Here is a 12,474-nt window from a genome sequence, read left to right on the forward strand (position 1 = left end):
TGAAACATAATATTATTGCTACAAATAATTTATGGAATGTGAATCAAAAATGAAAATATTCATAACCGGCGGAAGCGGATTGTTAGGACAGTATCTGAATCTTGAATTGAGTAAGAAGCATTATATTCTTACTCAGTATCAGACCAACATTGGCAACTGTAAAGATTTTAATTCTGTTCAATTATCAATTACTGATCAGATAAAGCTCACCGAAATATTTAGTTCTTTTAAGCCGGATATTGTTGTTCATACTGCAGCAGTCTCTAATCCGGAAAAAGCTGATAAACTTTCTGCCGATGTTGTTTATGATATTAATGTGAATACAACTAAAAAACTTGCTGAACTTTGTGCAAAGAACAATTCAGAGCTAATTTATCTTTCAACTGATTTGGTTTATGCCGGTTACCGCGGCTCAATGTTGAAAGAAAAGGCAAAATTAATTCCGTTATCACTTTATGCAGAAACGAAACTAATGGGAGAGATAAAAATTCAAGAGACGTTTAATAATTATCTCATACTTCGCGAGGCATTGTTAATTGGGTTTGGATTAAATCACACAAAAAATAATTTTCATTTAATGTATGATAATTTAAGAAACGGTAAAGAGGTAATATTATTTACCGATCAATACCGCACACCGCTTTCTTTAATTGACTCGGCAAGAATGATAGGGAAGTTAATTGAAAAGAATATTCCAGGTGAAATTCTAAATTTTGGAGGAAGCGAAAGATTATCCAGGTATGAACTCGGAGTTCTTCTTTGTGAAATAGCCGGTTTTAATAAAAATCTTATTATCAAAAAAACTATGGATGAAACTGGTTTAACTTATAAAGTTGCCGATGTATCATTGAACATAGAGAAGTTGAATTCTTACGGAGTATATCCAAAAAAGACAAAAGACTCGATCCAAGAAATTTTATCTAAGCGCTTCTAATTTTTTCTTAAGCAATTCATTAACAATTTGCGGATTTGCTTTTCCCTTTGTTTCCTTCATAATCTGTCCGACAAAAAATCCAATTACTTTTTCTTTACCGTTGAGGAATTCTTTTACTTGAGATTCATTTGATGATAGAATCCGATTGATTGCACTTTCTATTTCTTTCGTGTCGGTTATCTGAACAAGGTTTTTTTCTTTTATGATTTCTAGTGGATCCTTTTTGGTTTTTAATATTTCGGGAAAAATCTCTTTAGCAATTTTTCCGTTGATAACATTTTCATTTATCAATTTTATCAAATTACCAAGTTTCTCCGGAGTAACTGGGAACTCTTTAATTGAAATATTCTCTTCTTTAATAACTTTCAAAACCTCAGTCATTACCCAGTTGCTGGCTGATTTATAATCATTAGTAACTTTCAGAATTTTTTCATAATAATCGGCGAGCTCGCGTGATGAAGTTAAAACTTCAGAATCATATTTTGGAAGCGAATATTGTTCAACAAAACGGTTTCTTCTTTTCTCGGGCAACTCTGGCATCAACTTAGCAATCTCATTTTTCCAGTTTTGATCAACAACTATGGGCATTAAATCGGGATCGGGAAAGTAGCGGTAATCGTGTGCTTCTTCTTTACTTCGCATCGGTTTTATTTCATTTAAGTCGGCATTCCATAAAAGAGTCTGTTGAATAATTTTTCCACCATCTTCCAAAATATCTATCTGTCTTTCAATTTCAAATTCAATTGCTTTCTCAACATTGCGGAACGAATTCATATTCTTTACTTCAGTCTTAGTTCCAAATTGTTTTTCACCTTTCAAACGGACCGAAACATTTGCATCGCAGCGCAAAGAACCTTCTTCCATATTGCCGTCGCAAATTCCAAGATACATTACAATCTGTTTTAGTTTTGTTAAATAGAGAGATGCTTCTTCGGCAGTGCGCATATCCGGTTCGCTTACAATTTCCATTAATGGAGTGCCGCACCTGTTCACATCAATTAGTGTGGAATCGCCTTGATCGTGAATTGATTTCCCGGCGTCCTCTTCCATGTGGATTCTTGTTATACCAATATTTTTCTTCGAACCGTTCTTCGACTCAACAGAAATATTCCCGTGTTCGCAAATCGGTTTTTCATATTGAGAAATTTGGTATCCTTTCGGAAGATCGGGATAGAAATAATTCTTGCGGGCAAAGATAGATCGCTCATTTATCACGCAATCTGTGGCAAGTCCCATTAGTACGGTAAACTCGACAACTTTTTTGTTCATTACCGGAAGTACACCAGGATGACCGAGACAAACTGGACAGACATTTGTATTTGGCGGAACACCAAATTTGGTGGAACATCCGCAAAAAATTTTTGTGTCTGTCAAAAGTTGAGCATGCACTTCAAGACCGATTACTGCTTCGTATTTTGTATTCATAATAGTTGAGATCGAATTTACAGTGGCGAATATAATTATTTTCAAACTATAGGTTAGTATTTTACTTTCAAAAAATTATTCTTCATATTGAAATAGAATAATTGAATCACTTCTTGAGGGTGTTATGATTCTTGATGTTTTGATTTTTGCGGCTCATCCCGATGATGCAGAACTTTCAATGGGAGGCACGATTGCAAAATTAACGTCCACCGGTTTGAAAGTCGGAATAATAGATTTAAGCAAAGGGGAATTAGGAACACGCGGTTCAGCCGAAATAAGAAAAAAAGAAGCAGAGAATGCTGGTGAAATTCTAAAGATATCAGTGAGAGAAAATCTAGAATTGAAAGATGGAAGTCTAAAATTCAACGATGAATACTTAAAAAAAATTATCTCGCGCATCCGGAAATATCAACCTAAAATTATTTTTGCCCCGTATTTTAACGACAGACACCCAGACCATATTGGAACTTCTCAATTAGTAAAGGAAGCAATGTTCTTTTCCGGACTTGCTAAAATAAATACCGAAGACAATGAAAGAATTCAAATGCCGTTCCGTCCGCAAAAACTTTTTTATTTTATGCAGACATACGAGTTCAAGCCAACATTTATTGTAGATATTAGTAATTACTTCGAAACAAAAATGAAAGCAGTAAAAGCATACGACACACAATTTCACAATTCGGAAAGTAAAGAACCGGAAACATTTATAAGTCAACCGATCTTTCTAAAATATCTTGAAGCTCGTGCAGTCAGTTATGGTTTTAAGATAGGTAAAGAATATGGCGAAGCTTTTTACTGCGAAGAAGAAATTGAACTTGATTTGGCTGAATTATTGAAATCCAGCGAAAGAAAATAAGATTCAATTCTTTTTATTGAATCTTATTCCCTCGGTTATCATCATATTAGAAATAATTTGGTGAAAATATGTCATATCACAATTCAAAAAGTGTTCAGTATTCATTTGATGAAGCAATTGCAAAAGTAACTGAGGAATTAAAGAAGGAAGGATTTGGTATTCTTACAGAGATTGACGTTAAAGAAACTCTGAAGAAAAAATTAGATGTGGATTTTAGAAAATATAAAATCCTTGGCGCTTGTAATCCGCAATTTGCTTATAAAGCATTACAAACAGAAGAAACACTTGGCGTATTATTGCCTTGCAATGTTGTTGTTCAAGAAAAGGAAAACGGTAATATTCTCGTTAGTTTTATTAATCCGATGGAATCAATGCAAGTGGTAAAAAATCCTGCTCTTGAGGTAATTGCTGCTGAGGTTTCGTCTAAATTACAGAAAGTGTTGGAGAGTTTATAAGTACCTGAGTTCCTTAGTGCCTAAGAAGAAACTTAGGCACCAAAGAAAATTATTTATTTTTACTTCCCTTTAGGACCAAACATTTTATTAATAGCAATCTGACTTGGACAAATTCCTGTTACAGCTGCAAATACCATCCCAATAACCGGCAGATATAAGAACCAATGAGCATTAGAAAAACCGGTAAGATAAATACCGACAAAAATAATTACTGCAAAAACTAAGAACCAAACACGCATAGCAGTTGGTGCTTTCATGTACTTACTCCTTTAGTTTGTGAATGCTTATGGAACTTAACTTATGGAAAATTTCAAAGCAACAAAAATCGTTGTTAGTTCCTAAGTGCCTAAGTGTTATAAGAATAGGTATTTACTTTAACTTTCTGATTAGAGAAGCAAGCATTGCTTCAATTTCCCGGGTTGCATCAAAAATTATTTGATAATTTAATTCAGAAAGGAATTGAAGGTTTTTAGATATTTCTAATTGCGTCTGAACTTCAAAAAGTGATCCGATCGAAATTCGCAGAAATCTTTTAAAATCATTTTTCGAATTTCTACCAAATCCTTCTGCAATATTACTTGGAATTGAAACGGCAGCTCTTCGAATTTGATTGGTCAATCCATAAATCTCTTCTTTAGGAAAATTTTTTGTATTGTTATAAATAATTGAAACTAAATTGATTGCTTTCTGCCAGACAATTAATTCTTTGTAGGTTTTCATTTTCACCCCATTCTATTTATTTACTCAGGCACTTAGGCACTCAGTTACTCAGTCATTATCTCGTAAGTTTCTTATACTTGACTCTATGCGGAACATCAGCATCCTTGCCCAATCGTTGTCTTCTATTCTCTTGATAATCCGAAAAGTTTCCTTCGAACCAAACAACTTTACTATCGCCTTCGAATGATAAAATGTGAGTACAGATTCTATCTAAGAACCATCTATCGTGACTGATCACCACAGCACACCCGGCAAAGTTTAGCAAACCTTCTTCAAGAGCACGCATTGTGTTTACATCGAGATCATTTGTTGGTTCATCAAGCAAGAGAACATTTGCAGTTTGTTTTAATGCAATTGCAAGATGGACTCTGTTTCTTTCACCGCCGGAAAGCATTCCAACTTTTTTCTGCTGATCGGCTCCGGTAAAATTAAATTGCCCTACATAAGCGCGTGAGTTTTGCTCTCTGCTTCCAAGCTGAATTATATCATCTCCGCCGCTTATCATTTGCCAAACCGATTTCTCCGGATCGAGTATATCTCTGCTTTGATCTACGTATGCAAGTTTAACAGTATCACCGATCTTGAACGAACCGCTATCCGGTTTTTCCTGCCTGACGATCATTCTAAACAAAGTTGTTTTGCCTGCACCGTTCGGACCGATAATACCGACAATTCCGCCTGGAGGAAGTTTGAAATTTAAATTCTCGAACAACACTCTATCGCCGTAACCTTTTGAAACATTTTCCGCTTCGATCACAACATTACCGAGGCGCGGTCCGGGCGGAATATAAATTTCCAAATCTTTCTGCCGCTTCTCACTTTCTTCTTTCAACATCTCTTCGTAGGATGAAATTCTCGCTTTGGATTTTGCCTGCCGTGCACGCGGCGACATTTTAATCCATTCAAATTCCCGCGCTAAAGTTTTCTGACGTTCTGTTTCTTTCTTCTCTTCTTGAAACAAACGCTGCTGTTTCTGCTCAAGCCATGATGAATAATTTCCTTTCCACGGAATACCTTCGCCTTTATCAAGTTCAAGAATCCATCCGGCAACGTTATCTAAAAAATATCTGTCGTGTGTTACTGCAATCACTGTTCCTGCATAACGGTTTAGTTCTGCTTCAAGCCACAAAACAGTTTCAGCATCAAGATGATTTGTCGGTTCATCAAGAAGAAGAATATCCGGCTTCCTTAAAAGTAAACGGCACAATGCAACTCTTCTCCGTTCGCCGCCGGATAAAACTTTTACAATTGTATCGGGCGGGGGACAGTTGAGCACATCCATTGCAAGATCAAGTTTAGAATCGAGATCCCAGGCTTCAAGGTGATCGAGTTTTTCTTGAACTTTACCTTGACGTTCGAGAAGATCATTCATCTCGCCATCGCTCATAGGCTCTGCAAACTTTGCATTGATCTCATCATACTCGCGCAGAACATCAACAATTTCTTGAACGCCTTCTTGAACAATTTCTTTTACGGTTTTTGTGTCATCAAGTTTTGGCTCTTGTTCGAGCAGACCGATTGTGAATCCGGGTGATAGGGCAATCTCTCCGTTGAAATCTTTATCAACTCCGCCGAGGATTTTTAGAAGAGTACTTTTACCGGAACCGTTAAGTCCCAGCACACCGATTTTTGCACCGTAGAAATATGAAAGGTAGATATTTTTTATGATCGCTTTCGTATCGTAATACTTGCTTACACCGATCATTGAATAAATAATTTTATTTGGTTCGTTAACTGCCATGATATTAAAACATTGTTTGTTGTAGGAGGTGCAAACTTACCACAAATCTGAAACTATGTAAATAGGTTTGAAGTAAAAACGCTCAGCCGAGCGTCTCAAAAACCAATTATTTTAGTAGAAGTAGCTTACTGGTTTTTGAAAATAGCTTGTTAGAAAAATCATCCATTACAGTTAACCGTGCGAAATATATCCCGCTGCTTATATTAGATGCATCCCAGGAAACAGTATGATATCCTTTCTCGTAATATCCTTGTGCAACTTGAGCAATTTGCTGTCCTAAAAGATTGTAAATAATAATAGAAGCTTTAGCATGATTTGGTAAACCAAATCGGAGTGTTGTAGTTGAGTTAAAAGGATTTGGATATGGAAGATCCAAAATGAAAGATGTAGGAATAGAGATTGAATTATTTTCTTCAGAAATATCAACAAATAAATCAGTAGCAATATTATGAATAAAAGCAGCGGTAGAACGTGCTATGTTGGAAATATATTCAGGATTTATTGTTGACCACAAATCACTTGTTTTGTGATAATTTGGTTGTATTAAGGACATATAGCCTACGCCCTCCATCAACCCTAATATTGGAATCTTTTTATTATAAAATCCTCCAGCATTGGCAGGTGTGGCATTTTTCCAGCCAACCGGAGTAAGTGGAATATTCGTAGCAGAAATAATATTTACATATTGCGTGAACAAATTGTCTGCAACTGTTCCACCATAGTAAGACATAGTTACCGATCTTGGATAGTGATAATCATAACCAACCATATCAAAGTCTATTACAAGACGACAAGTATATGGTTTACTGAGTAATGTTGTTCCTAGATTATTGGCTCCACCTGCACCAGCCTCTTCGTCAGGTACACTAGCAAATTTCAAAGTGATAGGGAGTGGATGTTTTTTAAACACACGTGCTAATTCTAACAATACAGCTATTCCACTGCCATCGTCATCTGCACCAGGTGCGAGAAGCCATCTATTTGCCGGTGTGTAAAGAGTACAATCAGAATGAGCAGTAAGTAGAATATAATGTTCGGGTCGTTGAGTACCATTAATAGTAGCAATAACATTGTAATGGAAAGGTATTGTATTGTCTAACCATTGTATTCCGCTGTCCGATGTTTGTTTTTTAGAAATTTCTTTTCCAATTAATAAACCATTTCTAGAGTCGTAAAATAGAAAATCGTTTATTGTGCTTGGTGCATAAACCGAGGATAAAAAGTTCCAAGTATTTCCACCATCAGTTGAGTGAAAGAATGTGTTCCCCGATGCAAGTATCCATCCGTTTGAATTATCACAAAAGAAAATTTTATTGGCTGATGATCCAATCTCAAATACACTGTTATTCCATGTAACACCTCCAGAATTAGTATAATAAACTTCTCCATTTGAAGATGCGCACCATGCATGTAAAGAATCAGTAGAAAACACAGTCCTTAGTTGTGAGATGAAAGTACTTTGAACGACCGACCATGTAATACCGGCATTCATACTTTCGTACATTCTTCCTTGTGACGGTATAGATTTGTCATAACCGATAAGTAATACATGAGTGTTACTGAGGAAAGATCCTTGTGAAATAGTTGTATTAGTGTCTACAATAATTTTGGTCCAGCTTGTACCAAGATCGGCACTACGCCAGATAGAACCCTTTTCTGCAACTGCAATTGAAGTGCCTGAAGATGAAGAGAAGAAATGTAATATTGATCCAATACCAGTTGATTTTTTTGTCCATGATTCTCCTGCATCAGTTGTCAAAGCTAAATTTCCAGTTTTACCAACCGCAATAATGGTGTTTTGATTTTGAGGACTAATCCAATCGAGTCTGTCAGTCTGTGGTGTTGCAGAGTTTAAACGGGATTCCCATTCTGAATTTGAATTCTTCATACTAAAAATTTCACCCCAATCCGAACAAAGCCACAACGGAAAATTTGTTACCGGGGTTGTGTTAATACCTGTAAAGTTTAATTGAACATTATTGTATGTGCCTTGGTAATATAAATGTTCAACACTCAATCCTTTTTGTTGCATCCGCTCAGAAATATATTCAGAAGCTACACGGTTACCAGTAGTTAGTATAGCTCTAGTTTGTATACTTTTAACTTTTCCATTGAGGGTTATTGGTAAAGCACCTGTCAATTCTTTGAGAGTGAATATTAAAGAATCTGTAGAAATTGCCGCAATGAGTGAATCGCTTTGTGCAAGTAAATATGATGAAGGAAGGAAAAAGGAAATAAGAAAAATAATTTTCATTAAATTTTTCATTGCATTCCTCTTTTTATGAACGACTTAGTACTAACATAAAACAATAAAACTGTATAATCGTAGAGACGTTGCGTGCATTGTCTCTATATTAATTATTTTATTTAAATAAATTCACCACTCCCGCAATTATCCAAATCAGTCCAATAATTATTAGAATTTGCTCATTAAATTTCCATTTTACAGGAGGGATTTTATCTCTACCGAAACTGCGGTAATAATTAGCTAACTGCTGATGAAAAACTATGATGAGACAACCGAACAGAATAGGAATGAGCTTAGTCATTTGCACCTCTGTTATATGACAACAAATTACAACAAATTTAAATCTATATAAACAGTACAAGAGTAAAGACGCCCCATGGGGCGTCTCTACAGCTTTATTACCTAGTATAAATTAAAGCACTGCTGTCAAATTCTGCTGTGTCTCCGGTCTTCAAAGGAAAGAATTCAACTTTCATTCTTATATCATCTAAAAGTTGAACTGCCAACAATCCCATATAGCCATATTCCAAATAATTTACATGGTAAATTACTTTACCGTTGCTAACGGAAACCTGCGAAGGATCAGGATCGCTGATGGATGGTTTGTATTTGCCTGTGATTCCAATATATCCTCCGAATGAAAGAATCATTTGAGAAGGTTCGTACAAATCTGGTGCAAAGGCAATTTCTTTAGGCCATGCTAATGGTCCCATACTATCTTCGATTCTTACACTTTCATGAAACCAATTTCCAATTAACCGTCCACGAACATCATAATCAATTTTACCGTCCTTGTCGGGCGCATTTCTTTTTACCATTGAATAGAGTTTACTTTTTAAAGGTTCTTGAAAATATTTATAAGGTGAATCGCAATGTATTGATCCAGGGTAACGTGCCGGATTCACAAATCCCGTCAGCGTTATATTTTGGTTTATTACACCAAGATCAACACTTCCGCTACGAGCCGTAGTTCCAATTTTTTCTCCGGCAGTAACAATTGAACCGAGTACGAACGCAGAATCAAGAATGATATGATCTAGCCAGTAAGAAAAAGTAGAATTCACCTTTATCATTATTTTGGAATCATCATTCCGTCCGTTATCCATTAAGTACCAATCAATTTTTCCTGAAGCAGGTGCATAAATAGGTAAAACGTAATTTGTTCTTGGCTGCCAAGTTGGTGTTAACATGTTGAAATTAAAATATACATGGTCAGTGGGGAATGTATGTCCAACAGGGTTAATCCAGCCAAGCGGATCAAGCCATTGAATCTTGTCAACATCCATCGGTGAATAGAGAAATGCGCTTTCAAAGGAAACTTCAGGTCCATTAGAGTTGTCAGTTATTTCTGTTTTATCCTTGCATGAAATAATAGAGATAAGAATTGTAATGAGGAACAAAATGTTTTTTATAAACAAGAATAGTTTATTCATTCTCTGCCATCGAATTAATTTTTAGAATACGAAAGAAAAAGATCCATTAAAATAATTATCTCATCCCGTTATCGTAATAAGCTTTCACTTCCAGTATTTGACCGTCCTTTAATTGATACGGACCAGTTTCAGATGACATATAAGATTCTTTTACGCGAAGATAATAATTTCCGGGAGGAGCCATTATCCGAAATATCCCGCGGTTATCAGTCTTAACTTCCAGACTTATTCCTTGTGTTATGTCTTGAGCAATCACAGTGCAAACCGCTTCATATGGCGGTGGTATCCAATCAATCGGTATTGGTCCGGGATGACTGAGGTTATAAACTTGTCCTTGAAGTACATTAGGATATTGTAAGGGAGGAGTGGGAAGGGGAGATGAATCGGAACAATATGTTAATAGACAAAAGGAAAAAAGAATTACAGTTTTTACTATTAATGAGATGTTTTGTTTTAAGGAACTCATTTTTTATTCTGATTTTTTGTCAAGATACTTAGTGAAACGATTCCAACCTTTTTTAGATTTTGATTCAACAGCCCAATGAAATCCCTTTTGTTCATCATGCCAGTATATCATTCTTGCTCGACCGACTGGAATTTGCGCTTCAAAAAATTGAGATGAATGCTAATTCGAATTACAAACTTTTATTTGCCTTTGCATTCTCCAAAAGAACTTTGTATGAATAACCGTAACCGAAATCTTTATTCAATACTAAACTCCCTTCGAATGTTATAATATCGCCTAAGTTTACAATATCATTAGTTGTAACTGTCAAATCGAAATCCGCTCCTGCACTTGTTCCATCCTGAATATGAACCCAATTTGTTTTCATAATTCCATTATTAACTTTTACAACTTTACCTTTGATCTTCACTATTTTACCGGCATAAGAATTTGGATTGGAAAAAAGTTGTGCGATTGTAATTCCTCCAGCTGCGGGTGTAACAGAAATATTTTCTTTTTCGATTGTTGGTTTTTGAGGAGATGCTTTAATATTATTCCCGGTATTTACAGGAGGAATCTTACTTACACTTTCTACGAATAAGATAGAATCAAATTTTCTTTTCAGTTCTTTACTTTCAAAATTATTCATTTCCATTGAACCTTCGTAGTAAATGGTCTCACCTTTCTTAACATCCATTGTAGTTGCAGCCATCCAATAATCTTTATCGCCTTCTTTAGCTCTGATATATGTATACCCGCTTACTTGAATTGCCTCTTCTACAACAACTTGATGGATATTTGAATTTTTGGTAACAGCAGTTTGTTTAGGTTCTTCTTCTTTTTTACATGCAGTAACAATAAAAATAATTGAGAAAAGTATTACTAATAATTTCGATCGCATTCTATTTTTCCTTTAATTGAAATTTTTATCGCACAAATATAATAAAATTTTTTCTGTAGAGACGAAGCATGCTTCATCTTTACAATGTATATTTGTTTCAACAATTGAGAAGACTGTGGCAAAGGTAGTTTTAAATAAGCATGAAGAACGAAGAATAAAACAAGGGCATCTCTGGATCTTTAGCAATGAAATAGCAAAAGCTGAAGGAGATATTTCCAATGGTGAGCTTGTCCGGGTATATGATTCGAAGAATAATTTTATAGGGAACGGATTTTATAACGGCAATTCTCTAATAGCTGTCCGCATTATCTCTAATGAAGAATCAGTTGATCTTGAAAATCTTTTCAGTAATAGATTACACTCAGCTTATGAATTCAGAAAAAAAGTTTATTCTCAGCGTGAATCATTCCGAATGGTTTTTAGCGAAAGCGATTTTTTGCCGGGGCTTATCATTGATAAATACAACGATACATTTGTTCTACAGGTTTATTCAGCAGGAATGGAAAAGAGCATCGAACTAATAACAAAAATATTACGTAAAGATTTTTCTGCTAAAAATATTTTTACAAAAGGGGAGGAGTACTTCCGAAAACTGGAAGGCTTGCCGGACGAGAATAAAATTTATCTTGGTGAAATGAACGAAGAGATTATTTCCGATGGAACAGTGAAATACAAAATCAATTTTACAACAGGGCACAAAACCGGTTTCTATTTTGATCAGTGTGATAACCGTGATTTTTTTGGAAAGTTCTGTGAGGATAAATTCGTACTTGATTGTTTCTGCAATGCAGGCGGATTTGGTTTACATGCAGCTCACGGTAATGCAAAAGAAATTGTATTTGTAGATTCGTCTTCCGAGGAAATTAAAAATGCGCAAGAAAATTTTTCTCTAAACAGATTCAAATGTAAATCCGAGTTTATTCAATCGGATGTCTTTGACTATCTGGAAAAATGTAAAAGTGAAAACAGAACATTTGATGTTATCAATTTAGATCCGCCAGCATTTGCAAAGAACAAAAAAACATTAGCAACAGCTATCAAGGGCTATGAAAAACTGAATCGTCTTGCTATAGATCTCTTGAAAGATGGCGGAATGCTTTTTACTTCTTCATGTTCTCATCATCTTAAAGAAGAAATGTTTATGGATGCAATCAATACGGCGGCTCTTAAAGCAGGAAAGAAAATACAACTCTTTTATTTTAATAATGCTTCTCTAGATCATCCATCTTTGCCTGCAATGGAAGAGACGGTTTATTTGAAGTTTGCTACGGTTAGGGTTCTCACAAAATAAAAATGCTGAAGAAAAATCCCTCAGC

13 protein-coding genes are annotated in these 12,474 nt (G+C 35.4%); 4 read left to right on the forward strand and 9 right to left on the reverse strand.

Annotated elements, in window-relative coordinates:
• The first annotated feature begins 49 nt into the window (after positions 1 to 49).
• Positions 50 to 934 carry an SDR family oxidoreductase gene (locus NTZ27_04890; protein MCX6174071.1) on the forward strand — a complete coding sequence of 295 codons (885 nt, stop codon included), beginning with the start codon at positions 50 to 52 and terminating at the stop codon, positions 932 to 934.
• Here the strand turns inward: NTZ27_04890 and gatB are convergent.
• Positions 917 to 2,359, reverse strand: coding sequence for an Asp-tRNA(Asn)/Glu-tRNA(Gln) amidotransferase subunit GatB (gene gatB / locus NTZ27_04895; protein MCX6174072.1), 1,443 nt, complete (start codon positions 2,357 to 2,359; stop codon positions 917 to 919). The two genes, NTZ27_04890 and gatB, sit on opposite strands and share 18 nt — an antisense overlap.
• Positions 2,360 to 2,483: 124 nt before the next feature.
• Here gatB and bshB1 point away from each other — a divergent pair, with 124 nt between their 5' ends.
• Both bshB1 and NTZ27_04905 read left to right on the forward strand, forming a co-directional pair.
• Positions 2,484 to 3,215, forward strand: a complete 732-nt coding sequence (gene bshB1 / locus NTZ27_04900; GenBank protein MCX6174073.1) for a bacillithiol biosynthesis deacetylase BshB1 — start codon at positions 2,484 to 2,486, stop codon at positions 3,213 to 3,215.
• Positions 3,216 to 3,283: 68 nt separating this feature from the next.
• A complete protein-coding gene (locus tag NTZ27_04905) occupies positions 3,284 to 3,670 on the forward strand; it encodes a DUF302 domain-containing protein (GenBank protein MCX6174074.1) in 387 nt (128 codons plus the stop codon).
• 59 nt (positions 3,671 to 3,729) lie between these two features.
• Here the strand turns inward: NTZ27_04905 and NTZ27_04910 are convergent, their stop codons facing one another.
• The 8 genes from NTZ27_04910 to NTZ27_04945 all read right to left on the reverse strand — a co-directional run bounded on the left by NTZ27_04910 (position 3,730) and on the right by NTZ27_04945 (position 11,158).
• The gene (locus tag NTZ27_04910; protein ID MCX6174075.1) at positions 3,730 to 3,927 is read right to left on the reverse strand and encodes a hypothetical protein; all 198 of its coding nucleotides are present in this window, start codon (positions 3,925 to 3,927) and stop codon (positions 3,730 to 3,732) included.
• 112 nt (positions 3,928 to 4,039) lie between these two features.
• Positions 4,040 to 4,390, reverse strand: a complete 351-nt coding sequence (locus NTZ27_04915) for a four helix bundle protein (GenBank protein MCX6174076.1) — start codon at positions 4,388 to 4,390, stop codon at positions 4,040 to 4,042.
• A gap of 55 nt (positions 4,391 to 4,445) precedes the next feature.
• Positions 4,446 to 6,131 carry an energy-dependent translational throttle protein EttA gene (gene ettA, locus NTZ27_04920; protein ID MCX6174077.1) on the reverse strand — a complete coding sequence of 562 codons (1,686 nt, stop codon included), beginning with the start codon at positions 6,129 to 6,131 and terminating at the stop codon, positions 4,446 to 4,448.
• A gap of 106 nt (positions 6,132 to 6,237) precedes the next feature.
• A complete protein-coding gene (locus NTZ27_04925; GenBank protein ID MCX6174078.1) occupies positions 6,238 to 8,397 on the reverse strand; it encodes a M28 family peptidase in 2,160 nt (719 codons plus the stop codon).
• Between the two features lie 97 nt (positions 8,398 to 8,494).
• Entirely contained in the window at positions 8,495 to 8,680 is a 186-nt protein-coding gene (locus NTZ27_04930; GenBank protein ID MCX6174079.1) for a hypothetical protein, read from the reverse strand.
• Between the two features lie 97 nt (positions 8,681 to 8,777).
• Positions 8,778 to 9,812 carry a hypothetical protein gene (locus NTZ27_04935; GenBank protein MCX6174080.1) on the reverse strand — a complete coding sequence of 345 codons (1,035 nt, stop codon included), beginning with the start codon at positions 9,810 to 9,812 and terminating at the stop codon, positions 8,778 to 8,780.
• 55 nt (positions 9,813 to 9,867) lie between these two features.
• Positions 9,868 to 10,278: a carboxypeptidase-like regulatory domain-containing protein gene (locus tag NTZ27_04940; protein MCX6174081.1), complete on the reverse strand. Its 411-nt coding sequence runs from the start codon at positions 10,276 to 10,278 to the stop codon at positions 9,868 to 9,870.
• 169 nt (positions 10,279 to 10,447) lie between these two features.
• Positions 10,448 to 11,158, reverse strand: coding sequence for a GW dipeptide domain-containing protein (locus NTZ27_04945; protein MCX6174082.1), 711 nt, complete (start codon positions 11,156 to 11,158; stop codon positions 10,448 to 10,450).
• A 115-nt stretch (positions 11,159 to 11,273) separates the two neighbouring features.
• Here NTZ27_04945 and NTZ27_04950 point away from each other — a divergent pair, with 115 nt between their 5' ends.
• Entirely contained in the window at positions 11,274 to 12,449 is a 1,176-nt protein-coding gene (locus NTZ27_04950) for a class I SAM-dependent rRNA methyltransferase (protein MCX6174083.1), read from the forward strand.
• The last annotated feature ends 25 nt before the right edge of the window (positions 12,450 to 12,474 follow it).

The sequence above is a fragment of the Ignavibacteriales bacterium genome, assembly GCA_026390775.1.
In the GTDB taxonomy this organism is placed as follows: Bacteria; Bacteroidota; Ignavibacteria; order Ignavibacteriales; family Melioribacteraceae; genus Fen-1258.